Raw genomic sequence first — 23101 nt, forward strand, 5'->3', positions numbered from 1 at the left:
ATACGCTGGTCGTGCGCGTACGCTCCCGCTCGCTCGACGAGCTCCCGGATTGCCAGATCCTGATCCAGGCGGTCTTCCGTCACGCTCTTTCTCCGTGGTTGAAGCCGCGAATGCAGAGCGCCGACAGCGTGGAGAGCCCAGATTGTGCATGCACCGACCGGTCGCCTGCGCTATACTGAATAGGGGCCAGGGGGATTGATATATTCCTGCCCGGCAAGACAGAGGTGATCGATGTACTCAGCGAATCGTCGCCGGAATATCGAGCGGGAGGAGCGCATGCTGCTCCGCGAGAAGCGGGAGCATGCGGCCGGCAAGCTCCTTCAAAAGGTGCCGCAGCTCACGAGCCTGAACCTGGAAATTCGAGAGAGCCGGCCCAATTCGTCCACGAATGACACGCAGTACATCCGTCGCGTCGTTGTCGAGCATGCGCATGCGCTGTTCGAAATGCCGTGCTCGTACTCTTCCTGTGACAACGGTGGCTACGACGTGACGCAGGAGATCCTGAGCGGCCTCGCTTCGCGCACGGCGCGGTTCGAGGGGGAATGCGCCTGTCGAGGGAGCTGTGGTGCCGAGTGCTGCTCCCGGGTCCTCCGCTACGTCGCCACGGCCACGTACCGTGGCCCCGAGGCGTAGGGCGGGCGCCTATCGCCCGGGACGGCGTACGCCGCGAGCGGCGGCCGGGGCGCTGTCCGCGCCTCGGCTCGCGCTCACTCGGTGATGGGAGGCTGTGGCCCCGGGACGATCCCTGCGATGTCCGGATCCTCCCCCGGTGCCCCGCCGTCATCGGGGCCCTTTTCCTTGCGGCGCGCGAGTCGGTTCGCGTCTTTCTCGCGCTGCTTTTCCTGCCGGGCGCGTTCTTTTTGCCGCTTCATTGCTGCCTGTTTCTGCTGCATAGGGAGCCAGGCCTTTCCGCGCCTCCGGGCGGCGCGTTCATCAGCACCTCGCGGTGCGTCCTGAAGGCGCAGGCGCGGCGCACGAGCGGCGCCGCGCCACGCCCGCGATCAGTACCGGTCGCCGCGGCCGCCGCGGCCGCCGGAGCCACCGCGACCGCCACGGCCACCACCACCGCCGCCGCCGAAGCCCCCACCGCCGCCGCCGAAGCCCCCACCGCCGCCGCCGCCGCCGAAGCCGCCACCACCACCGCCGCCACCGAAGCCGCGCGCCGGGCGCTCCTGCGCTTCGTTCACCTTGAGCGCGCGGCCATCGAGGACCGCGCCGTTCAGCTGCGAGATCGCGCTGTTCGCGGCCTGGGCCGAGCCCATGGTCACGAACGCGAAGCCGCGCGGCTGCCCGGTCTCGCGGTCGGTCGGCATCGCGATCTCACGGACCTCGCCGGCTGCGGCGAACGCGGACTCGAGGGTCTCGCGGGTGGTGCTGAACGAAAGGTTTCCTACGTAGAGACGATTTCCCATGCCATCCTGCTTTTTTTTACGGCTTTCTGGTGCGCCACTGCGGCGCTCTCGGCCTGCCATCCGACGAAGCCGTACGGATCGAACGGAGACGTGCCGCGCGGAACTCCCGCGCGGTCACACGGTGCGTCGTCCAGTCGTCCGAGCGAGCTGCAGGCTCCCTCACGAGAGGGAAACAGGAAAGCGTCGTATCGAGGGCCAGGGACGTTCGTGAGAAGAAGCATCCTAGCCCGATGCGCCGTCGTTCGCAAGCGGACCGTCCGTGGTCGAGACCACCGCGCGTCGCCACCGCGCGCCTCGCGCCGGCGCGCCAGTTCGCGCCAGCTCCAGGCGGCCTCCTGCTCGCCTCGCCGCGCCAGCTGGCTGTACGCTCACGGGGGGCTCGGGTGATCGCCGGTACGGGCGAGGCCGTATACTGCGGCCGCGACGTCCCCCCGCGGCGCGGGTGAGGCCGAAGCGGCGCCGGCCTCGGCGGGGGCGGAGCGGCTCGCGATCCAGAGCCAGAGGACGAGGGCGCCGAGCGCGACGCGGTACCAGCCGAACGGCGCGAGGCCGTAACGCTTCAGGTAGCGCAGGAAGACCGCGATCACGAGCAGGGCGACGGCGAACGAGACGGCGAGCCCGACCACGAGCGCCACGATCCCGCCGGGGGCGTCGAGCAAGGCGCGGCCGTTCTTGACGAGATCGAAGACGGTCGCGGCGCCGAGCGTGGGGATGGCGAGGAGGAACGAGAACTCGGCGGCCGCGGCGGTGCTAAGGCCGGAGAGCTGCCCGCCGACGATGGTGGTCATCGAGCGCGACGCGCCGGGCCAGAGCGAGAAGCACTGCGCGAAGCCGATCGCGAGCGCGCGCTGGAGCGTGACGTCCTCGACGCGCGGAGCGCCCTGCTCCGGCCGGCGGCGGCGGACCAACTCGACGCCGATCATGAGGAAGCCGCCGACGATGAGCGCGGCCGCGACGGGCCCCGGGCCGAACAGGTGCGCCTTGATGGCCTTGTGGAAGAGCAGGCCGAGCACGGCGGCGGGGAGAAACGCGAACGCGAGGGCGAGCGCGAGGCGGAGGCTGTCCGGATCCCGCCGGACCATGCCGCGCACGGTGGTCGAGAGGCGCTCGCGGAAATAGACGACGACGGCGAGCACCGCGCCGAGCTGGATCACGATATCGAGCGTCTTCGCCGCCTCGCTCTGGTGACCTAGCCACGCGCCGAGCAGGATGAGATGACCGGTGGACGAGACGGGAAGGAACTCGGTCAGCCCCTCGAGGACCCCGAGCAGGACGGCATCGAACCAGAACATTGCGCCGAGTCTACCCTCACGCGGGCCAGAGGTGCGCGAGAGCGCGCACGGGATCGGGCTGCGTGGCGGGATCGCGGCGCGGGCGCGGCGACGCGACGGAGCGCGACGGCCGTCGGCGCGAGATCCCGTGGAGGCTGGGCCCTCCGAACGCCGCGCCGCCAGCCACGCGGGCGCTCGGCGCCAGGGCGCTGTCCGCGGGGGGCACGCTCGACCGCCTGCGGGGGCACGCTCGACCGCGAGGCGCGTCGCCCGCGCGGAGACGATCTCGCCGGCGATGGCCGCGCAAGGCGCGAAGACCCGCGCGTCCCGGAGCCGCGCGCCGCCGCGGTGTTCGCGGCCGCGCGTGGAGGGCGCGGGAGAAAGGGTCGTAGTCGGTGCTGCCCTGGGCCAAGGAGCGAGAGGGCCCCAGCACAGCGGTAATCGCCGCAGCCCTCGCCCTCCTCGCGCAGGAGCCGTCTCACGAGCCAGCGCTCGGCGGACGCAACAGTAGCGTTGGAGGCACCTGCCCGTCGCTGCCGCAGTTCGCCCGGCGGCTCGACGCGGTCGCTCGCACGGACCGACGCAAGCTGCAAAGCACGAAAACGCCAGATCCACACGAACAGCGCAGCTGGGACAGGGGAAGTCCCGACAGGAACAGGGAAGCCCCGATCAGCTCGTAAGTGCCGGCCGTGCGCAGAAGAGAAGAAGGGCATCGCAAGTACCGAACCTCACACAATAGCCATGTGAAGGTTCGAACAAGTTGCAGTTGTTTCCGCCGTGCATCGCGACCGTGACCCGAGGCGCGCGCCCGCAGCCGCACTGAACTGGGCCGTTCGCGTTGCACCTCGACGTCCCAAGTGCCTGCACGACACCATCCAAGCAGGTCGAACGGAACTCGAGATCTTCGTGCTGGCCTGTCGAGAGAGCATGTTGCGCGGTTGACTCGAAGAAACATCGTCGTGTACACCTCGATGGAAGAGGCCGTCGGCGCCGGGGGGTGCCGCCGTGCAGGCCATCGACACCACGCAAGCGCGCTCGCGCACTTCCGCGGCACAGCGGCAGGAGATGCGGGCCCGCGATCGTCGCAGGGAGGCAGCACTGTGTCATCGATCGTAAGAGCCCATCGCACCTCTTCGCAGGGTCAGCACAGGGACGCCACGATCTCGTCTTCCCGACGAAAGTATTGCGTCCTAGTCGTCGACGACGACGAAAGGGCCCTGAGGTCCATTTCTGCAGTCCTCTCCGGGGACGTCGACGTCGTGGAATGTACGTCGGCGGAGCAGGCGCTCGTGTTGCTCGAAACCAGGGAATTTCACCTGGTCTGCTCCGACGTGGTGATGCCTGGAATGAAAGGGGACGAGCTGCTCCGGAGGGTGGCGAACATGCCCGTGTACACGAGCTGTCTCCTCATCACCGGCGCCGAGGAGTACACGCGCTCGAAGGAGGCCGTGTATCACCACGTCCTGCTCAAGCCGTTCAATCCGGCCCGGCTCACGGCGCTCGTCCTTCAGCTGGCGCGCCTCACCGAGATGAAGCGCTCGGTCCACTCGATGGCGGACTCGCTCACGCCGACGGACGCCGGGAGCGACCTCGTGTCGTGCGGCTGGCCCGACGCCGGCATGGCGCCGGAGTCATCGCACGCGCCGAGATCCACGAGGCTGGAGGCCTGCGTGACGTGCGGCGCCACCCCGCACGATCTGCCGCACGAGCCGGAGCCGGCGAGGGCCGCCGCGTCCGCGCTCCGCGCCCGGAAGCGATGGGCCCGGTGAGCCTGCGGCCGCGCCGCCCCGCGGGCGGCGGCGCGGCCGTCGCGGCGCGGGTCAGGCGCCGCTCGGGCCCTGCTCCTCCCACCACCTCGCCATGCGCACCTGCATCTCATCGACCGAGACGTCCTCGATGACGGCCGACAGGATCCACTGGTGCCCGAACGGGTCCTCGATCCTGCCCTCTCGCCGGCCGTAGAACTGGTCCGCGATCGGGTAGATGATCTTGGCCCCCGCCTCGACGGCGCGCGCGGCGACCGCGTCGGGGTCCTCGACGTTCAGCGTGAGGACGATCGGTGAGCCGCCGAGCGCCTTCGGGCCGCGCGCGTTCCACTGGGGGGCCTCGTCGGCGATGCTGATGACGGAGTCGCCGATCACGAGCTCGGCGCAGACGATGGCGCCGCCGAGCTTCGGGTCGGCGAGGCGCAGCTTCTCGGTGGCGCCGAACGCCTTCTTGTAGAACGCGATGGCGTCGGGCGCGCCGGCGACGACGACGTGCGGCACGACGGCGTGGTACGGGGGCGGGGCGATAGGGTGCGGTCGCTGGGTCATGAGCGAAGGATGCCCACGCGGCCGGACCGGGTATTGTAAAAACATGCCGGCCTGCCGATCCGGTCGAGCCGACAGCGCCGGCTCGCCATCGCCGGTGGTCAGCCGTCGAGCGGGACATGGTTCCGCTCGCGGCGCCTGGTCACGTACTCGGTGGGCGTGAGGCCGGCGAACGCGCGGAAGTCGTGGATGAAGTGCGCCTGGTCGTAATAGCCGCACGCGGCCGCGACGCCCGCCCAGGAGACGCGCTCGCCGCGCTCGATCGCGGAGACCGCCTGCTGGAAGCGCTGCACACGGCAATAACGCTTCGGGGTGAGGCCGACCCGCTCGGTGAAGCTCCGGATGAACCGCTTCGAGCTCATCCCGAGCTGCCCTGTCACGTCAGCCACGGTCCACGCGCGGGACAGGTCGGCGAACGCGGCGAGCGCGAAATCGACCGAGGGATCGCGCTCGAGCGGCGCGCGCGGGCGGAGGAGCCGCGACGCGAGGGCGGACTCGAGCGCGCGGAGCCTTTCTTCGGGCGTCTTCGCCTCGAGCACGCGCTCGCGGACGAGGGCGGCCTCGCGCCCCCACAGCGCGTCGAGCGAGACGTGGGCGCCGCCGAGCGCGGCGGCGTCCGGGCCGAAGAAGGGGGCCGCGCCGCCCGGGGAGAGCTCCGCGCCCACGATCGCGCGCTGCTCCGCCGTGTCGATCGCGAAGTGCTTGGCGTGGGCGCCGCAGACGGCGATGCCGGAGAGGCGGTGGCAACGGGCGGCGCCGCCATCGGCAGCGCCGCCATCGGCAGCGCCGTGCTCGGCAGCGCCGTGCTCGGCAGCGCCGTGCTCGGCAGCGCCATCGTACCAGCGCAGCTCGTCCTCGGCGAGGTTGATGAGGAGGCTCATGGCGCCGCTGGGGAGCACGCGCTCCAAGAGGTCGGGGAGCTCGGGGGCGGCGTAGTACCAGAGCAAGCGGACGAAGCGGCCGAGGGGGGGAGGCGGGGTGTACGTAACGAAGCGCATGGGGCAGCCTGCGGAGGCAGCATGCCATGGCCGAGGACGCGCGGCGCGCAAAGGCCGCTCCGATCGAGCCGTTCCGCGGTCGAGCAGACGCCCCGCTCCGTCGAGCCAGCGCGCGAACGGCATCGGGAACGGTCCCGTGGAGGGGGCGCTCGGAGCTCAGTAAGGCGGCAGCATCCTCCGGAATCCGTGGCCCAGCGCCAGCGCCAGGAAGACCAGGTTGCGCAACGGCAATACCGGCCAGAAGAGGCCGAGAGGCCCTTCCGCTCGGGCGGTTCGCTCCTCCCCCGCCGCGGCGCCCTCGTCGTGCTCGCCCCGGAAACGCCGCGCGAGCCGCGCGCCGAGCCGCCGCATCCACGCGATCGATCGCGGGAAATCGGCGATGCCGTCGAGCCACGCGCCAGGGATCCCGCGCGCCCCCAGCGTCGCGCCCGCGAGGCCGCCGACGATCGCGCCCGTGCTGTCGGCGTCGCCGCCGAGCAGGATCACGTCCTCCACCGCGCGGCGGAAATCTCCCGGGTGCGCGAGCCAGCAGAACAGGGCCGCTGGAACGGTGTCCACGATGAAGCCGCTCACGCCCTGATGGAGGCCTATCGCCGCGGCGAAGTCCTCCGCCGAGGCGCGCCGGCCGAGCAGCTCCGCCGCGCGGTCGAGCCTGCGGCGGAGCTCCTCGTCCGCGACACGCTCGCGGAGCAGCGCGAGCAGCTCGGCCGGACTCACCTGCTCGGGCGTGCGCACCGCGGCATACGCGGCCGCGAGCGCGATGATCCGCGCGCCCTCCTCGGCGCGCGGATCGGTGTGCGTGAGGCGCGTGGACGCGCGCACCATGGAATCGATGCGCGAAGGCGTGAGCGCGAGGGCCGCGCCCAGGATCGGCGCGCGCATCGCGGCGCCGTTGCCCGCGGAGAAGACGCCGCTCCGCTCCGGAGAGAACCCGAGCCACAGCTTGAGGATCGCCCGCAAGGTGGCGTAACCGACGCCCGCCGGCAGCGAGGCGAGCCAGCCGCGGAGCTGCCACGCGAGCGCGCGCGAGAACCGCGCCGCGTCCCCCGGCGCGGCCAGGAGCGCCTGGGCCGTCATGCACGCGTGCTCGGCGTCGTCGCTGATCATCCCGCGGCCGAGCACGAAGCGGTGCTCGATCGGCGACGCGCCGAAGAGGCGCGCGGCGCGGCGGCGCGACAGGCCCTCTCTGGGCAGGCCGAGCGCGTCGCCGACCGCCGTCCCAAGGAGGACGCCGGCGAGGCGGTCCTCGCGATCGATAGGTATCGTCTCGATGGCCATGCGAGCACGCGTTTCACGTTCCGTGCCCGGAGAGAGCAGCGGAGATCCGCGCTTTCGCCTGCCCTGGCCGGGGCAGCGGCTTGCCAGGATGGCAGTTCCTCGACAGGCGGATCGACACCGTGTCGCGAGAGCCGCGGTAACCCGCTCCGGAACCAGGCCCTTCTCGACGTCTTCGGCGCTCAGCGCGCGTGGCTGGCTACGCCCGCCGGCGCCGCCGCGCGAGCGCGAGGCCCGCGAGCGCGGCGAACGCAGCGGCGCCTCCGCCCGGGCCCGCCGAACCGCCAGCGCTGCATCCGGCCGCCGCCTAACGCTTGCCCTCGTTGAGGAACACCACCTCGCCAGAATCGCTGATGCCGTCGTGGCCGACGCGGAGCTTCTGCTGATCGAGCTGGCTCGAGGTCTCGAAGGAGCTGAGCTGGTGCAGCTCGCCGTCAGGGGTCCGAAGCCACACCTGGTTCACGTCCCCGTCGCTCCTCAGGAACCCGGCGTGCCCCGCGTACAGGAGCAACCCCGCGGGGTCGCCCGCGATCGAGTCGCCGAGAGCCACCTCTTCGCCATCCGCCGTGTACAGGAAGCTCGAGCTCGTGCTCCCGTCCGACCACCGGCCAGCGACGTTCGTCCCGTCGGTGATGGGCCGCTCCAGGTTGCCAGGGTGGTCTCCGAGGGTGCCCATGAGCAGATGGCGGATGAACGGCTCTTCGTGCGTCGCGTAATAGATGTCACCGGTGGCCGCGATGTGCTCCTGGGCCAGCGCAGCCGCGGCCGTGAGCGACAGGAGCGATGCGGCGGCGATGCCGATCAGCGTACGACAATCGCGCATGGGACCTCCAGTTGATGAACACTTGGATGCTGCCCCGTGGCGCCGTGCTCACGGCATCCCTCGCCAGGGGCAGCGCGCGCGGCTCCTTGGAGCAACGCGAGCGCGAACGGAAGCGGCTTCGCCCCCCCGCTCGCACGCTGTCATCGGATCACCCCGGTCACTCGAGCGCTCGGGCCTGCCAGCTCCAATGTGCTCCGAGCACCGACGGCGAGCTCAGCGAAGCGGCCATCGCCGAGCCCGCCCCCCAGGACGCCTGCGCCTCAGGGGCAGCGCGGAGCTGTGTACTCGCCGCTGGGATCGGTTTCCCAGAGCGAGCCCACGCTGAGACGGAAGCGCACTTCGGCCTCGTCGATGGAGAGGATCTCGAGCGTGCCCGGTCCAAACGACCCACCGCCCCACGGGCAGTCGTCCGGCTGCGGAGAGTAGGGCTCGCCCGTCTCGCTCATGTGGCTATAACTGACGAGCGCTGGATCCTCGAGATCGTAGACGCCGACCTGCTGGTAGGCGCTGGGCAGCACGATGCTCAGCGCCCAGTGCCCGCCGCAGGTGAGATGCGTGGTCGGGGAGCCGCACGAGACACCGAGATCCGATGCACGAAGGAAGAGGTCATTGGGATCGAGCGCCGGGCCGCCGCCGCCCGACCCGCTGCTGCCTCCGACGTCACCCTGGCTCTCCCAGTACCGGTCCCAGAGCACCTCCATCTGAGCCCGCGTCAAGGCGACAGCCGGCAACGCATCACCTGGCTCAGCGTCGCCCCCGGAGCTGCCGCTGCCCGCAGTGTCGATCGAGCCGCTCTCGACCGGCGGATTGGCGGGGTCGTTCGAACCGCTGTCGCCCGACGGATCGGCGGGGTCGTTCGCCCCGCCGTCGTTCACCGCGCCCTCGATGAAGCTCACGTCACAGGCGGCCAGCAGGAGGGGCGCCAGGATCAACAGCATGGAAGCGTTCTTCGTCGTCATGGCGTCCACCATTGCACGACCAGCGCCAACCTCATGGCAGACGAAAACCACGGCCAAACGACGGTGCAACACGCAACCTGTGCCGCGGGTGTGCCAGCGTGCGCCTGGACGCCCTGGCACCGTCCTCCGGTTGTGCCGCCAGATCCCTGGCGTCCCTGGGGGGGCATCGTCACCACGATGAGGGCTGAGCGACCGCGCACGCGCTCGTCCGTCGCACCCCCGGCAGCGCCGGGGGTGCGAGGCGCGAGCTCACCACGAGGTCAGCTGAGCTTCGATCCTGTGTTGAGTCGCCTGCTCGTAATCGTAGGCGAACCCCAGCAGCTCAGCCTCGCTCCAGTGAGGGCCGACGAAGATCAGGCTGAAGGGAGCTCCGTCGCTGTATTGACCAGCGGGCACGACCACCCCGGGCAAGCCCGCGATGTTGATCGCGGACTCCGTCGTCGCGGGATAGGTGTCCGAGCCGGCCAGCTCCGGCACAGTGTCATAGGTCTGCGGAAACGCGAGGCCGTCCAGATCGTGCGTCGCCATCACGGAATTGAAGACGTTCACGTACTGGTCCCGCAGGGCCCAGAAGCCCGACAGATCGGGCGCGTCCTCGGGGAAGAGCAGCGAGGCGGCCAGCACGGGGAGCTCGTCGACGTACCAGGACAGCGGCCCGCCGACGGGATCGAACGGAGATATCCCCGTGAAGACCGCCAGTCCGTCGATCGAGCCGACGACGGTCCCGCCGATCTTGACCCCCTTGAGGTAGCGCTGGAAGTCGTAGGCCACAGACTCCGTCCCTCGCATGTCATAGGGCTCATTGGGCAAGGCCAGATTGGCGAAGCCGCTCCCGGCGAAGGGATCTTCGACGACGATCGCGCCTTCGTCCTCCAGCTCCTCGATCGTTTGCTCGTACAGCGCTTGCGTCTCGGGAGACAGGCCGCCGTTGCGCCACCCTGAGCCGTACAGGCCGATTCGCTTTCCGCAGAGGGCGGTCTTGCTCAGCTGGCTCGTGTAGCCCCCCACGGGCAGGTGTCCATTGGACAGGCTCGTCTTGGGGTCCTCCGGGGAGTAGCCCGCGAGGATATCCATCACCATGGCGGCGTCGCGGACAGTCCGCGCGATGGGGCCCACCACGTCCCTCGTGCTGCCGGCCAGGGGCACGACGCCGGCCGTGGGGACGAGGGCGAACGTCGGCTTGATGCCGACGAGGCTCTGCGCGGCCGCAGGGTTCTGGATGGATCCCCCCGTCTCCTCCGCGAGGCCAAGCACGGCGAAGTTGCCGGCCACCGCCGTGGCTGTGCCGCTGCTGCTCGCCCCGGGCACCAGGGTCGGGTCCACGGCGTTGTAGGTGGGCCCCGCCCAGCTGCTGTTCGCTCGGGTGCCGTCGTCGCTGAAGGCCGGGATGTTCGTCTTCCCGAGGATGATGGCCCCGGCGGCGATCAACCGATCGACGACGACGGAGTTCTTGATGGGGAGCAGATCGACACCGCCGGCGACCTGCGAGCTGAGCGGAGCCCAGCCCGCCGTCGACGGCAAGCCGACGTGATCCATCGACTCCTTGATGACAACAGGGATCCCGGCCAGGGGGCCGAGGGCCACGCCGTTCCTGCGCTTCCTGTCGATCTCGCGCGCCTGCGCGACGGCGTTCGGGTTGAACGAGGTGAACGCGTTGTAAGACGACTCGTACTGCGCGATCCTCGAGAGATAGGCGTTCGTCAGCGCCTCCGCCGTGTAACGGCGCATCAGGTACGCCCACTGCACCTTCGAGATCGTGAGCTCAGATACGTCGATAGCGGGGGCGCCAACGGAGGCGGTCGCACCATAGGTGGTGCTGGGAGCCCCTGCGGCAATACCAACGAACATGGCTGCTGCCAAGGCAGCGCCAGATAGAATGTTCTTGTTCACGATGGACTGCTCCCTCTCACTTCAGGACATCGACCCTATGCCGGATGGACCTCCGCCGTCGGGTGCCGATTCGAAACCTCGAGCTCGGATCACACGAGCACAGCGGACCAGAGCTCGACGAGGCATGGAATCGTCGAGCTCCGTTCGATCAAGGCCATGTGATGGCGCCCGTCGCCGAGGACGAGTCGCCATACCGTGACAATGACAACACCAACCCGTCCAGCGAACCAACTGGCTCGCACCATCTCGACGGTTCGTCGAGAGCCAATTTAGTTAGGATGTACAGCGGCCTTGAGCAGAAGATTCTTCGTGGCTTTTTACCAGCCAAGCAGGTGACACAGAGACAGAAGAAGCGCGCCTTGAATGCGGTTGCTCTCCTACAAAGATGAAGAATATGCGAGAGCTAGGCGCATCATACTTCATGTAAGATATAGCAAGTCGGGGTTCGGTGGCAAGTTGATGTTCGAATTTTTTGAATAGTTTGGGATTGTCGCTGCCTCCCTCGTGCTCCATGTCTAGCTCTGGCCGCGCTAGCCGCGCTGGCCCCTGCATCGCGGCTTGCTGGCACGCACCGTGCAGCGTGCCCCCGACGGGGCGGCGCATCGCCGGCAGCGACGGAGCAGCCTTGTGACCGGTTGTCATCGTCATGGCCCAAACCGCTCGGGGCGCGAGCTGGTATCGCCGGGGGCGACGTCGGTCCCGTCCATCGGGCACGGGGCGTTGCCCGTCGACCAGCGGCCCAGCGATGCGCAGAGGGGCACGCTCGTCGAGGTGGCCGCTGCCCGGGGCGGGCCCGCGTCGTTCAAGGCGCTTCGGCCAGCCGACGATCAGCGGAGGCCTGCCCCGGGGTGGGAGAGCATTCTTTGGAACCATGTGTTCCGCTCCCCCTGGAAAGCGACACCCAATCAACAGCTCACGCACCCATCGAAGGGGCCTCCTTATAAATACTCCACAGCCTGCGGACGCTCGTCCACGTCGGCCCGGCTTCGCCCCGGCGGGGCGACGCTGCAGAGCCAAGCGCCGCGCCGCGCGCCGGCACACGTCGTCCCCCCATGTCAGAGAAGTCGTCACCCGATCTGAGCCGCTTACGGAGGATCAGAACACCGGTCTCGAGGAACAGAGACAGGGCTCGAGGGGAGACAGGACTCAGAATCCGTCACAAGAAATCGCCCAATGGCTCCTCGCCCCTGCTGGACGGACGGCGGTGAGGCTGGCCACGGACACGGGGGCGACGCTCCGCGCCTCCCCGCACGTCGACCTCGGCGGCCAGCCCCGGCGCTCGCCGTGGACTTTCACGGCCCAGGACGCCGATACTCGAGGGGATGCAACCAGGGGAAGTGCTCGGAGGCCGCTTCGAGATCGTGGGCCGGGCGTGCGCCGGCGGCATGGGGGCGGTCTTCCAGGCGGTCGATCGGCGCTCGGGCGAGGTCGTTGCCGTCAAGGTGTGCCTCGACGACCAGAAATCCGGCGACGAATCGCGCCTCTCTCGCGAGTCCAGGGTGCTCGCAGAGCTCTCCTGCCCAGGTATCGTGCGCTACGTCGCGCACGGGCTCGGCGCCTCGGGCGCGCCGTGGCTCGCCATGGAGTGGCTCGATGGCGAGGATCTCGAGCAGCGGCTCCAGCGCCGGGTGCTCACCGTGGACGAGGCGATCGCGCTCATGGTGGGCGCCGCCGCCGCGCTCGCGGCGGTCCACGCGCGCGGCGTCGTTCACCGCGATCTCAAGCCGAGCAACCTGTTCCTGGTGAACGGCGACGCCGCGCGCGTGAAGCTGCTCGACTTCGGCATCGCCGGGATCCCCGACGCCACGCGGCTCACGCGGACGGGCGCCTTCGTCGGGACCCCGGCGTACATGGCGCCAGAGCAGGCCCGGAGCGGGCAGGACGTCGATACGCGCGCCGACGTCTTCGCGCTCGGCTGCGTGCTGTTCGAGTGCCTCACCGGCCAGCCGGCCTTCTGCGGGGCTCACCTGATGGCCGTCCTCGCCAAGATCCTCCTCGACGAGGTGCCGCGGATAAGCTCCCTCTGCCCCGGCGTCCCCCCCGCCCTCGACGCGCTCTGCGCCCGGATGCTCGCCAAGAACCCGGACGACCGCCCCCGCGACGGCGCGGAGATCGCCGCGGCGCTCGAGGCCATGGGCGTCTCCCCGCTGGCGCGCGCGCCGTCGGAGCCGCCGCCTTCGAACCTGCGCCGCCAGTCCTCGCTGACCCACAAGGAGCGGCGGGTGCTCTCGGTGGCGCTGATGGGGCCCGGGCCGCGGCTCGCCGCTTCCCCCGGGCGGGCCGACTCCGAGACGGTGGTCGCCGTCGTGTCGCCGGAGCTGCGCCGGGAGATCGAGGCGCTCGGCGCGTGCCTGGAGCTCCTGGCGGACGGGTCGATCCTGGTGATCCTCCTGGGAGCGGGCGTGGCGACGGATCAGGCCGCGCAGGCGGCCCGCTGCGCGCTCCTGCTCCGCGCCGCCGGCGGGGACCGGCCGGTGGTCCTCACGACCGGCCGCGTGGAGGTCACGGGCGGCCGGCCCGTCGGCGACGTGATCGACCGCGCCGTCCGGATGCTGGCGCAGCCCACGGCGGCGCTCCCGGGCGCGCCGGCGGCGGGACGCGGGACGCCCATCGCCATCGACGAGGTGACCGCCGCGCTGCTCGACGCCCGCTTCGAGGTCGTCGAGACCGAGGCGGGCCTGTGGCTCCGGGGAGAGGAGCCGCTCGCCCGCGGCGCGCGCCTGCTCCTCGGCAAGCCCACGGCCTGCGTCGGGCGCGACTGGGAGGTGGCCACCCTCGAGGCCCTCCTCGCCGGGTGCATCGAGGAGTCGCGGGCGCGCGCCGTGCTCGTCACCGCGCCGGCGGGGCTCGGCAAGTCGCGCCTCGCCTACGAGATCATCCGCCGCGTCCGGCAGCGCGACGAGCCCGTCGCTGTCTGGATCGGCCGCGGCGACCCGCTCCGCAAGGGCGCCCCGTTCGGGATGCTGCGGCAGGCCCTCCAGGGCGCGTGCGGGATCCGCGACCGAGAGCCGATCGAGGCGCGCCGGGAGAAGCTGCTCGCGCGGGTGACCGAGCGCGTCCGCGCGGCCGACGCGCGGCGCGTGGCGGAGTTCCTCGGCGAGCTCCTGGGCGCGCCGTTCCCCGACGAGGACAGCGCGCCCCTCCGCGCCGCCCGCAAGGACGCCCCGCTGATGGGCGATCAGATGCGCAGGGCCTGGCTCGATTTCGCCTCGGCCGCGTGCGCCGCGCAGCCGCTCCTCCTCGTGCTGGAGGACCTGCACTGGGGCGACCTGCCCACCGTCCAGTTCATCAACGACGCCCTGCGCCGGCTCGTGGACCAGCCCCTCCTGGTGCTCGCCCTGGCGCGCCCGGAGGTGTACACGCTGTTCCCAGGGCTCTGGGCCCACAGGGATCTCCAGGAGCTCCGGCTCAAGGAGCTGAGCTCCCGGGCGGGCGCGCGGCTCGTGCGGCACGCCCTCGGCGACGGGGTGAGCGCCGAGACCGTGGCGCAGCTCGTGGCGCAGGCCGACGGCAACGCGTTTTACCTGGAGGAGCTCATCCGGGCGACGTCCGAGGGGAACCAGGGCGCGCTCCCGGAGACCGTGCTGGCGATGGTGCAATCCCGGCTGGAGCGCCTCGACAGCGCGGCGCGGCAGGTGCTGCGCGCGGCGAGCATCTTCGGGCGGGTGTTCTGGCGGGGCGCGGTGGAGGCGCTGCTCGGCGGTCCCGGCGGCCTCTCCGGGCTCGCGGATCACCTCGATCGCCTCGAGCGGCTGGAATGGATCGGCGCGCGCGACGAGGCGAGGTTCGAGGGAGAGCGGGAGCTCGTCTTCCGCCACGCGCTCGTGCGCGAGGCGGCGTACGGGATGCTCACCGACCAGGATCGCGCGCTCGGCCACCGGCTCGCCGGCGAGTGGCTCCAGCGCGCGGCCGAGCCCTCGGCCGCGGTGATCGCGGAGCACTTCGATCGGGGCGGCGAGCCGCTGCGCGCCGCCGCGTTCTATCATCAGGCCGCGGCGCAGGCGCTCGCCGCGAACGACCTCGTCGTGGTGCTCTCGTGGACCGGGCGCGCCATCGAGCTCGGCATCAGCGGCGAGGCGCGCGGCGAGGTCCTCCTGCACCGGGCCGAGGCGCACCACTGGCGCGGCGAGCTCGTCGAGGCCGCGCGCTGGGCGACCATGGCGGTGGAGGAGCTGCCCCGGCGCAGCGCGCCCTGGTTCGCCGCCGTGCGCGAGGCCGCGGTCGTGCTGGCCCGGCTGGGGCAGCACGACCGCCTCGCCAGCCTCAGCGGCGATCTCGCGGACGCCTGGACGGGAGAGGGCGCGACGGGCCCGCTCCTGGCGGCGTCGGCGGGGACGGCGCTCTACCTGACGATCAGCGGCCTCTACGCGCACGCCACGCCGCTCCAGGCGCTCATCGACGCCGCGGCCGAGCGCTTCTGCGACGACCCGGCCGTGAGCGGCGTCGTCCTCCGCGAGCGCGCCTGGCGCGAGCTGTACGCGGGCCGGCACGGCTCGGGCCGGGCGCTGCTCGCGCGCTCGGTCGCCTCCCACGAGCGCGCGGGGAACCTGCGCCTGGCGTGCTTCTGCCGGCTCGATCTCGGCTTCCAGGAGCACCAGCTCGGCGCGTACGCCGAGGCGGAGACCATCCTGCGCGGCGCGCTCGCGGACGCCGAGCGCATGGGCCTCGACGGCTGCATGGCGGTCGCGTGGAGCACCCTCGGCGCGCCCCTCTGCCGCCTGGGCGCGCTGGACGAGGCGCGCGAGGCCCTGATGAAGGCCATCGCGTTCCTGGAGGCGCAGGGGGATCGCCGGCTCGCGGGCGCGTCGCGCACCTACCTCGCCGGGTGCTTGATGCGCGCGGGCGACCTCGCCGGCGCCGAGGCCGAGGCCCGGCGCGCCGTGGCGCAGCTGGAGAGGATAGGTCCGCTCGTCGTGCTGGCGCGGGCGACGCTTTCGGCCGTCCTGCTCGCGCGCGGCGAGACCTCCGAGGCGCTCGTCGAGGCGCGCGCGGCGGTCGCGTTGCTCGATCGGCTGGGCATGGTCGAGGAGGGCGAGGCGTTCACCCGCCTGGTCCACGCCGAGGCGCTGTTCGCGGCGGGCGACCACCCGGCGGCCCGGACCGCCATCGCGCACGCCCGGACGAGGCTCCTCGATGCCGCCGCCCAGCTCGACGATGCCGCGCGGCGCGAGCAGTTCCTCCAGCGCGTCGAGGAGAACGCGCGCACGCTCGAGCTGGCGCGCGCGTGGGTCGACGAGGCGGGCTCCACGGGACGACGAGGGGTCTAGCGTCTGTCGCTCTTCACGACGGAGGTACACAGGCGGCTCACGCCGGCGAGATCGGCAGTTCCTTCGGAGAGCTCGCGGCCGCCGCGCCCTGCGCCGGCGCCGGCAGGGTCTGCCCGTCGAGCAACGCTCCGACCGCCGCGAGCGCCGCGAGGAGGACGGCCGCCCCCGCCCACAGCGGGCCCGCGGCCATGTTCGGCGACGCGTAGAGGAACGCGATCGCGCCGAGCAGCGCCGCGAGGAAGAGCGCCGCGGCGAGCGCGCGCGCCCGGCGGGGGCGCGCCACGTCGTGAAGGACGTAATCCGGGTCGGTGCGCAGCGGGCCCTCGTCGAGCGAAGTCGCGGTGGACCGCCACTCCGGCGGCCGGAACCAGACAAGCAGCTTGCCGGAGAGGCGCGGCTCCGCCGCCGCCATGCGCGCGAGCCTCCGCCACGGGTCGACGTTGGCGCGCAGCGCGCTGAAGCTGGCCAGCGGCTGGACGACACCGTACCGCGGGGGCGCCCCCTCGGCGCGGAAGGTGCCGAACAGCCGATCCCAGACGATGAGCACGCCGCCGTGGTTCCTGTCGAGATACGCGGCGTCGACGCCGTGGTGCACGCGGTGATGAGATGGCGTGTTCAGCACCCACTCCAGCGGACCGAGGCGTCCCACGAGCCGCGTGTGAATCCAGAACTGATAGAGGACGTTCAGCGTATACGTCGTGACGACCATCCCCGTGGGGAAGCCGAGCACGGCGAGCGGCCAGAAGAACGGCCAGTACAAGGCCCGCTGGAGCCAGCTCTGGCGCAGCGCGACCGAGAGGTTGTAGTCCTCGCTCTGGTGGTGGACCGCGTGCGCGGCCCACATGAAGTTCACCCGATGGCTCGCGCGGTGCGCCCAGTAGTAGCAGAAGTCGACAGCGACGAAGCAGGCCGCCCAGCTCCACAACGCGCCCTCCGGCAGCCGCGCGAGCGCGGCGCGCTCGAAGAGGAAGAGATAGACGAGGACTCCGCCGCTCACGACGGAGACGATGACCTGCTGCCCGACCCCGCACGAGAGGTTGGCGAGCGCGTCGGAGAAGCGGTAGTCGCGGCGCCCGCGGCGGCGACAGAGCCAGAGCTCGACGCCGATGAGCGCGAAGAAGGCCGGCACCGCGAACAGGATCAAGCTCGGCGACATCCCCTGTCCTCCATGGAGCCGCCGCGCGGCGGATCGGCTCGCGTCCGCCCAGTCTAGCCTGGAACCCCGCCGGCACGCCCGGAGACGCACCACGCGAGAGGCGCCGCGCCAGCCGGCCTCTTCCCTGTTGACGCTGAACCGTTTAAGTGGTCTGCCACGAGCCACGCCGGCGCGCGAGCGACCACCCGGAGCGGAGATTTGTATCGTCGCGGATCAGGGGAGCTCACCGCCGCCGCCGGCGATGCCACCCCGCGACGGTGGCGCAGCAGCTCGGCAGATCCCTGCGAACCGGACGCGCGCTCCGGGCGGCAGGGCTCAGCGATCCGTGAGGAACGACACTCGAACCACATAAGGAACCGACCATGAAGAAGACCGTCTTGCTCGCTTTGGGTTTGCTCTCCCTCGCCGCGTGCTCCTCCTCCGACCCTGCGGACCCCGTGCCCTCCGGCGGCACGGGCGGGTCCGGCAACACCGGCGGCGGCGGAAGCGGCGCCACCGGCGGAAGCGACGCCACCGGCGGCGGCGGAAGCGGCGCGACCGGAGGAAGCGACGCCACCGGCGGCGGCGGGGACGGAACCGGCGGCGGCCAGGCGCTCGACTGCGCCCAGCAACCGGAAAAGTGCTACGTCCGCGCCGAAGGTAGTAAGCTCACGCTCGACGGGAAACCGTACAGGTATATGGGCACGAACTTCTGGTCGGCTCCCTACATCAGCCGCGAGCGCCTGCGCACCGAGCTCGACATCCTCGAGGCCCACGGCGCCCTGAACCTCAGGATCATGGCGCTCAGCGAGGGCGACATCCCCGCGGCGCAGCAGAACGATCAGAAGTACGGCCCACAACGGATCTTTCCGGCATCATCCGACAAGCCGTGCGCCGATGCGCAGCTCGAGGCGTTCGCCGACAACCTGGTGACGGTGCTCGACGAGATGCACAGCCGCGGGATGAAGGCGGTGATGACCCTGAACGACTTCTGGCACTGGTCCGGCGGTATGCCCCAGTACATGAAGTGGGCGCACGAGCAGCCGACCCTCTCCTGCGGAGAGGACTTCAGCGCGTACCAGGTCGGCCTGACCCACCCCACGACGGGCGCTGCCCTGCTCGCGGCGGACCACCACGTGCCGTTCACCGGCTCGATCCGGTTCCAGGAGGGCACAGGCCAGGACTGCCAGGCCGTGGCCATCGGCGAGTGGGCCATCCCTCACTCGGGCACGCTCGATCCGAACACGAACCCGTGGCCCGACCAGATGGATCTCTCGTCGCTGTTCTTCTGCAACAAGAAGGCCCAGGAGTTCTACTTCAGCCGGGCCAAGGTCCTGATCGAGAAGCTCAAGGCCCATCCGGGGATCATGGCGTGGCAGCTCGGGAACGAGCCGCGATCGTTCAAGGGCTGGGGCCCGCTCTTCAAGCTCTGGGTCGAGAGGAACGCGAAGTTCATCAAGGACATCGACCCGAACCACCTCGTCTCCATCGGCTCGGAGGGCGACCTGTCCTATAACTGGGGCGACTACGCCAACAGCGATTACAGGGCGTTCCACGACGTGCCCGGCGTCGATTACCTCACCTTCCACGTGTGGCCCGAGAACTGGGAGTGGTACGACCCGTCGCTGCCGATGGACAGCGCCGCCGACAAGGGGCTCTTGGCCGCCATCACCAAGAGCAACGGGTACATCGACGCGCAGCTCGCGCACGCCAGGGCGCTGGACAAGCCGATCGTCGTGGAGGAGTTCGGGCTCGCCCGGGACGACAAGTCCGAGCCGGTCTCGTCGCCCGTCGCCAAGCGGAACGAGTATTACGCTTCCATGTTCGACGCCGTCGTCGAGAACCCGGAGCTCGCCGGCGTCAACTTCTGGGCCTGGGCCGGGATCGGGAGGCCGTCGGACGACGGCAACGACTACTGGCTCCTCGGCAACGACTACATCGGCGATCCGCCCCATGAGCTCCAGGGGTGGTACTCGGTGTACGATGACGACACGGAAACCCTGAATCTTATCATGAGCTACGCCGACCAGCTCAACTCGACGCAGTAGCGCCGGCGGCCATAACACAGCCACTTTCCCATTCATCTCACGCGGAGGTCACCTTGATTCGTCGCTCCACCTTTCTCATGGCGTTGTTCTCGCTCGCGTTCTCGGCCGGTTGCTCGAAGCCGGAGGCGGAAGGCGGCGCAAGCGCGAACAAGCCCGAGGCAACAGCCGCCAAGGGTGCGGAAACCAAGGGTCCGGAGAAGAAGAAAGACAAGATCACGATCGGCTTCTCCATGGATACCCTCAAGGAGGAGCGGTGGCAGCGCGACCGCGACCTGTTCAAGGCGAAGGCCGAGACGCTCGGCGCCCAGGTGCTCGTGCAGTCCGCGAACAGCGACGACGCCCTCCAGAACTCGCAGGCGGAGAACCTGCTCACGCAGGGCGTCGACGTGCTCGTTGTCGTGCCCCACAACGCCAAGACGACGGCCACCATCGTCGAGTCGGCGCACAAGCAGGGCGTGCCCGTCATCGCGTACGACCGGCTGATCCTCGACTCCGACGTGGACCTTTACGTGTCCTTCGACAACGTCAAGGTGGGCGAGCTCCAGGCCGAGGCCCTCGTGAAGAAGTTCCCGAAGGGGAACTACATCCTCATCGGCGGCTCCCCGACCGACAACAACGCGAAGCTCTTCCGCGAAGGGCAGATGAACATCCTGAAGCCGCTCATCGACAAGGGCGACATCAAGACGGTGGCGGACCAGTGGGCCAAGGACTGGCAGCCGGTCGAGGGGCTCAAGATCACCGAGAACGCCCTCACCAAGAACAACAACAACGTCACGGCGGTCGTCGCGTCGAACGACGGGCTCGCGGGCGCGGCCGTCCAGGCCCTCGGCGAGCAGAAGCTCGCCGGCAAGGTCGGCGTCTCGGGCCAGGACGCCGAGCTCGCCGCCTGCCAGCGGATCGCGGCCGGCACCCAGAGCATGACCGTCTACAAGCCGCTCAAGCTGCTCGCCGAGAAGGCCGCCGAACTCGCCGTCAAGCTGGCGAAGAAGGAGCCCGTCGGCGAGAAGACGCAGACGGTCAACAACGGCAAGAAGGACGTCCAGAGCGTGCTCATCACGCCGGTCGCCGTGGACAAGGACAACCTCGCCGCGACGGTGATCGCGGACGGCTTCCACAAGGTCGAGGACGTCTACAAGGACCTCCCCAAGGACCAGTGGCCGGCCAAGTAGGCCCCTAGCTGGACATCCAGGGCCCGGCGAGCGCCCTGGCCGCCGCGAGGCGACCAGCCGCCGGGTCAGGTCCGCCCCTCCCCCCTCTGCGCCCGTCTCGACGGCCGCGATCCTCAATGAGGCTCTTCGCCCGGAGAGCCCCCCGCACGCAACATCCCCTCTCGACCACGACCCGTCGGCGGCGCATCGTCCGAGGCAACCCCGCTCCGAACGGCGGAACGCCGCGCGTCGCCGGGGGCCTTGCGATCATGGTGATCCTCCGTGATCCAGGGGCTCCTCGAATCCGGTGCTTCCTGCGTGGACCGGAGCTGTGCGCTGGTCATGATGCTGCGCCCTCGCAGCGCCGCGCGAGGCAAGGAGACGCGATGTCCTCCATGAAGCGACGAGAGCCACGGAAGCACGGTCCGACCGCGACGGGGTCACGGCGCTCCGGCGAGGTGACGTGATGAGGGCGGCCGTGTCCATGTGTCCGGCCGTCCCGGGCTCGGCCCCGACCCTCTCCGGCGCCGCCATCCCCAGGTACACGCGCCCGTTGCTCATCCCGGAGGTCATGCCCATGGCCACGGGGCTCGGCGCGGGCAGCGCGGGCAGCGATGCCTACGAGATCGCCGTCCGGCAGATCGAGCAGCACATCCTGCCACCCGAGCTGGGTTTGCCCCCGACGACCGTCTGGAGCTACGGCTCCGTCCATCACCCGGAGACGTTCGCCTATCCGGCGTTCACCGTCGAGGCGAGGTACCGCAGGCCGGTGCGGGTGAAGTGGATCAACGATCTCAGGGACCCTGAGACCGGCCGCTTCCTCCCTCATTTGCTCCCCGTCGACCCGACCCTGCACTGGGCCAACCCGCCCGGCGGGGCGCAGGGCCGAGACAGCCGGCCCGCCTTCCCTGGCGATTGCCCGCCAGGACCGTACCGGGGCCCGGTGCCAATCGTCACGCACCTCCACGGGATGGCCAGGATGGGGCAAGAGAACGACGGGTATCCCGAGGCCTGGTATCTCCCCGCGGCGACCGACATCCCCGAGGGGTACGCGGCGACGGGCACCTTCTACGACTACTACCAGCGCACGTCGCCGCTCGGGGGCCTGTGGGAGCCGGGCGCGGCCGTGTTCCAGTACCCGAACGACCAGCGGGCCGCGACGCTCTGGTACCACGACCACACGCTCGGCATCACCCGGCTCAACCTCTACGCGGGGCCGGCCGGCTTCTACCTGCTCCGCGGCGGGCCGGACGATCTGCCGCAGGGCGTGCTGCCCGGACCAGCCCCGCGAACGGGAGACCGCCCAGGAGCGAGGGTGTACGAGATCCCGCTCTTGATCCAGGACCGCTCCTTCAACGACGACGGGTCGCTCTTCTATCCGGCGTCGCGCGGGCTCGCCCCCGAGCTCGCGGACACGTACATCCCGAAGGGCGATATCCCGCCGATCTGGGTCCCGGAGTTCTTCGGCGACGTCCTCGTCGTCAACGGCCAGGCGTGGCCCTATCTCGAGGTCGAGCAGCGGCGGTACCGCTTCCGCATCCTGAACGGCAGCGCCTCGCGGTTCTTGATCCTGAAGATGGATAAAGGCCTCCCGTTCTGGCAGATCGGCTCGGACGGCGGATTCCTCCCCTCCCCCGTGGAGCGCGGGACCCTTTTGCTCGCTCCGGCCGAGCGCGCGGACGTGATCGTGGATTTCAGCGGGGTCCGCGCCGGCGCCGAGCTCGTCCTCCTCAACCTCGGTCCGGACGCGCCGTTCACCGGCGGCCCGCAGACCGCCGCCGATCCGGCGACGACAGGGCAGGTGATGCAGCTCCGCGTCGTGCCGTCGAGCGGCGCGGACTCGAGCACACCACCGCACCGGCTCGAGCTGCCGCGGCTCGCCCCCCTCGGAGACGCGGCGCTCGTGCGCCAGGTGTCCCTGAACGACCTGAGCTCCGCGCTCCGGCCCGACGCCGGCCTGAGCGTGGCCGCGCTGGGCACGCTGGAGCCTCCTCCGGGCTCCCGCGCGGCGAGGCCGCTCTTCTGGCACGATCCCATCACCGAGAACCCGGCCCTGGGATCGACCGAGGTGTGGGAGATCTACAACTTCACCGTGGACGCGCACCCGATCCACGTCCACGAGGTCCACTTCGCGATCGTCGATCGCCAGCCGTTCGACGGCGCCCCGCGCCCGCCGGAGGCCGGGGAGGAGGGCCGCAAGGACACCGTCGTCGCGCTGCCGTTCGAGATCACGCGCATCAAGATGGTGTTCGAGAGCCCTGGCCGGTTCGTGTGGCACTGCCACATCCTCGAGCATGAAGACAACGAGATGATGCGGCCTTACCAGATCGGTCCCACGCCGCCCGGGATCCCGACTCGCTGATCCCGCCCCGCCTCACGCCGCGCGACGTCGCGCGGCCCCGCGCACGCCTCGCGCGGCGGCGCAGGTCCTGCGAGCGCCCGGCCCGGTCCCGGTGCGTGCCCGCGCTCATCAGCCCGCCGAAGGCCCCGCGAGCTCCAGGATCCGACCCGCTCCCCGAGGTGCTTCTGGAGCAGGCTCGTCAGCTATGCGGCGTGCTTCTTG

The 23101-nt window shown here is 70.7% G+C and carries 16 protein-coding genes and 1 pseudogene; 6 read left to right on the top strand and 11 right to left on the bottom strand.

Annotated features, from left to right (window positions below; translation table 11 throughout):
- The first annotated feature begins 231 nt into the window (after window positions 1–231).
- Window positions 232–633 (top strand): hypothetical protein, encoded by a 402-nt coding sequence (locus WMF46_RS31970; RefSeq protein ID WP_437543124.1) that lies wholly within the window; start codon window positions 232–234, stop codon window positions 631–633.
- A gap of 74 nt (window positions 634–707) precedes the next feature.
- Here WMF46_RS31970 and WMF46_RS31975 read toward each other — a convergent pair whose 3' ends face one another.
- From WMF46_RS31975 to WMF46_RS31985, 3 genes are all read right to left on the bottom strand, one after another.
- Window positions 708–893, bottom strand: coding sequence for a hypothetical protein (locus WMF46_RS31975; RefSeq protein WP_437980666.1), 186 nt, complete (start codon window positions 891–893; stop codon window positions 708–710).
- A 108-nt stretch (window positions 894–1001) separates the two neighbouring features.
- On the bottom strand, window positions 1002–1412 hold the full coding sequence (locus WMF46_RS31980) for an RNA recognition motif domain-containing protein (protein WP_437980667.1): 411 nt from the start codon (window positions 1410–1412) through the stop codon (window positions 1002–1004).
- Between the two features lie 368 nt (window positions 1413–1780).
- Window positions 1781–2704 carry an undecaprenyl-diphosphate phosphatase gene (locus tag WMF46_RS31985; protein ID WP_437980668.1) on the bottom strand — a complete coding sequence of 308 codons (924 nt, stop codon included), beginning with the start codon at window positions 2702–2704 and terminating at the stop codon, window positions 1781–1783.
- 1205 nt (window positions 2705–3909) lie between these two features.
- Between WMF46_RS31985 and WMF46_RS31990 the strand changes: the two genes are divergently transcribed.
- Complete coding sequence (locus tag WMF46_RS31990; RefSeq protein ID WP_437987953.1) at window positions 3910–4452, top strand: response regulator; 543 nt, start codon at window positions 3910–3912, stop codon at window positions 4450–4452.
- Between the two features lie 51 nt (window positions 4453–4503).
- Here the strand turns inward: WMF46_RS31990 and WMF46_RS31995 are convergent, their stop codons facing one another.
- The 7 genes and pseudogenes from WMF46_RS31995 to WMF46_RS32025 form a co-directional block, all read right to left on the bottom strand.
- Window positions 4504–4998, bottom strand: coding sequence for a VOC family protein (locus WMF46_RS31995; protein WP_437980669.1), 495 nt, complete (start codon window positions 4996–4998; stop codon window positions 4504–4506).
- A 98-nt stretch (window positions 4999–5096) separates the two neighbouring features.
- Window positions 5097–5993 (bottom strand): helix-turn-helix domain-containing protein, encoded by an 897-nt coding sequence (locus WMF46_RS32000; protein ID WP_437980670.1) that lies wholly within the window; start codon window positions 5991–5993, stop codon window positions 5097–5099.
- A gap of 156 nt (window positions 5994–6149) precedes the next feature.
- The gene (locus WMF46_RS32005) at window positions 6150–7271 is read right to left on the bottom strand and encodes an ADP-ribosylglycohydrolase family protein (RefSeq protein WP_437980671.1); all 1122 of its coding nucleotides are present in this window, start codon (window positions 7269–7271) and stop codon (window positions 6150–6152) included.
- A gap of 196 nt (window positions 7272–7467) precedes the next feature.
- Window positions 7468–7557: pseudogene (locus WMF46_RS32010) on the bottom strand (MYXO-CTERM sorting domain-containing protein); the annotation flags it as partial.
- Window positions 7558–7575: 18 nt separating this feature from the next.
- The gene (locus tag WMF46_RS32015; protein WP_437980672.1) at window positions 7576–8091 is read right to left on the bottom strand and encodes a hypothetical protein; all 516 of its coding nucleotides are present in this window, start codon (window positions 8089–8091) and stop codon (window positions 7576–7578) included.
- A 260-nt stretch (window positions 8092–8351) separates the two neighbouring features.
- Entirely contained in the window at window positions 8352–9050 is a 699-nt protein-coding gene (locus WMF46_RS32020) for a hypothetical protein (RefSeq protein ID WP_437980673.1), read from the bottom strand.
- Between the two features lie 249 nt (window positions 9051–9299).
- A complete protein-coding gene (locus WMF46_RS32025) occupies window positions 9300–10898 on the bottom strand; it encodes an amidase (protein WP_437980674.1) in 1599 nt (532 codons plus the stop codon).
- Between the two features lie 1364 nt (window positions 10899–12262).
- On the opposite strand from WMF46_RS32025, the gene WMF46_RS32030 reads away from it, so the two are divergent.
- The gene (locus WMF46_RS32030; RefSeq protein WP_437980675.1) at window positions 12263–16207 is read left to right on the top strand and encodes a serine/threonine-protein kinase; all 3945 of its coding nucleotides are present in this window, start codon (window positions 12263–12265) and stop codon (window positions 16205–16207) included.
- A gap of 37 nt (window positions 16208–16244) precedes the next feature.
- Here WMF46_RS32030 and WMF46_RS32035 read toward each other — a convergent pair whose 3' ends face one another.
- Window positions 16245–17363: a sterol desaturase family protein gene (locus tag WMF46_RS32035; RefSeq protein ID WP_437980676.1), complete on the bottom strand. Its 1119-nt coding sequence runs from the start codon at window positions 17361–17363 to the stop codon at window positions 16245–16247.
- A 677-nt stretch (window positions 17364–18040) separates the two neighbouring features.
- On the opposite strand from WMF46_RS32035, the gene WMF46_RS32040 reads away from it, so the two are divergent.
- The 3 genes from WMF46_RS32040 to WMF46_RS32050 all read left to right on the top strand — a co-directional run bounded on the left by WMF46_RS32040 (window position 18041) and on the right by WMF46_RS32050 (window position 22900).
- The gene (locus WMF46_RS32040) at window positions 18041–19390 is read left to right on the top strand and encodes a glycoside hydrolase 5 family protein (protein ID WP_437980677.1); all 1350 of its coding nucleotides are present in this window, start codon (window positions 18041–18043) and stop codon (window positions 19388–19390) included.
- Between the two features lie 77 nt (window positions 19391–19467).
- Window positions 19468–20559, top strand: coding sequence for a D-xylose ABC transporter substrate-binding protein (gene xylF / locus WMF46_RS32045; RefSeq protein ID WP_437709243.1), 1092 nt, complete (start codon window positions 19468–19470; stop codon window positions 20557–20559).
- 463 nt (window positions 20560–21022) lie between these two features.
- Window positions 21023–22900 carry a multicopper oxidase family protein gene (locus WMF46_RS32050; protein ID WP_437987954.1) on the top strand — a complete coding sequence of 626 codons (1878 nt, stop codon included), beginning with the start codon at window positions 21023–21025 and terminating at the stop codon, window positions 22898–22900.
- Window positions 22901–23101 lie beyond the last annotated feature (201 nt).

This window comes from Sorangium sp. So ce117 (assembly GCF_051524395.1).
Lineage (GTDB): Bacteria > Myxococcota_A > Polyangia > Polyangiales > Polyangiaceae > Sorangium > Sorangium cellulosum_B.

Coding starts and splice junctions, on each gene's coding strand:
- WMF46_RS32000 (WP_437980670.1), bottom strand. CDS start 5,993: ATGCGCTTCGTTACGTACACCCCGCCTCCCCCCCTCGGCCGCTTCGTC.
- WMF46_RS32015 (WP_437980672.1), bottom strand. CDS start 8,091: ATGCGCGATTGTCGTACGCTGATCGGCATCGCCGCCGCATCGCTCCTG.
- xylF (WP_437709243.1), top strand. CDS start 19,468: ATGGCGTTGTTCTCGCTCGCGTTCTCGGCCGGTTGCTCGAAGCCGGAG.
- WMF46_RS32030 (WP_437980675.1), top strand. CDS start 12,263: ATGCAACCAGGGGAAGTGCTCGGAGGCCGCTTCGAGATCGTGGGCCGG.
- WMF46_RS32005 (WP_437980671.1), bottom strand. CDS start 7,271: ATGGCCATCGAGACGATACCTATCGATCGCGAGGACCGCCTCGCCGGC.
- WMF46_RS31970 (WP_437543124.1), top strand. CDS start 232: ATGTACTCAGCGAATCGTCGCCGGAATATCGAGCGGGAGGAGCGCATG.
- WMF46_RS31995 (WP_437980669.1), bottom strand. CDS start 4,998: ATGACCCAGCGACCGCACCCTATCGCCCCGCCCCCGTACCACGCCGTC.
- WMF46_RS32035 (WP_437980676.1), bottom strand. CDS start 17,363: ATGTCGCCGAGCTTGATCCTGTTCGCGGTGCCGGCCTTCTTCGCGCTC.
- WMF46_RS32050 (WP_437987954.1), top strand. CDS start 21,023: ATGTGTCCGGCCGTCCCGGGCTCGGCCCCGACCCTCTCCGGCGCCGCC.
- WMF46_RS32020 (WP_437980673.1), bottom strand. CDS start 9,050: ATGACGACGAAGAACGCTTCCATGCTGTTGATCCTGGCGCCCCTCCTG.
- WMF46_RS31975 (WP_437980666.1), bottom strand. CDS start 893: ATGCAGCAGAAACAGGCAGCAATGAAGCGGCAAAAAGAACGCGCCCGG.
- WMF46_RS31985 (WP_437980668.1), bottom strand. CDS start 2,704: ATGTTCTGGTTCGATGCCGTCCTGCTCGGGGTCCTCGAGGGGCTGACC.
- WMF46_RS32025 (WP_437980674.1), bottom strand. CDS start 10,898: ATGTTCGTTGGTATTGCCGCAGGGGCTCCCAGCACCACCTATGGTGCG.
- WMF46_RS31980 (WP_437980667.1), bottom strand. CDS start 1,412: ATGGGAAATCGTCTCTACGTAGGAAACCTTTCGTTCAGCACCACCCGC.
- WMF46_RS32040 (WP_437980677.1), top strand. CDS start 18,041: ATGGGCACGAACTTCTGGTCGGCTCCCTACATCAGCCGCGAGCGCCTG.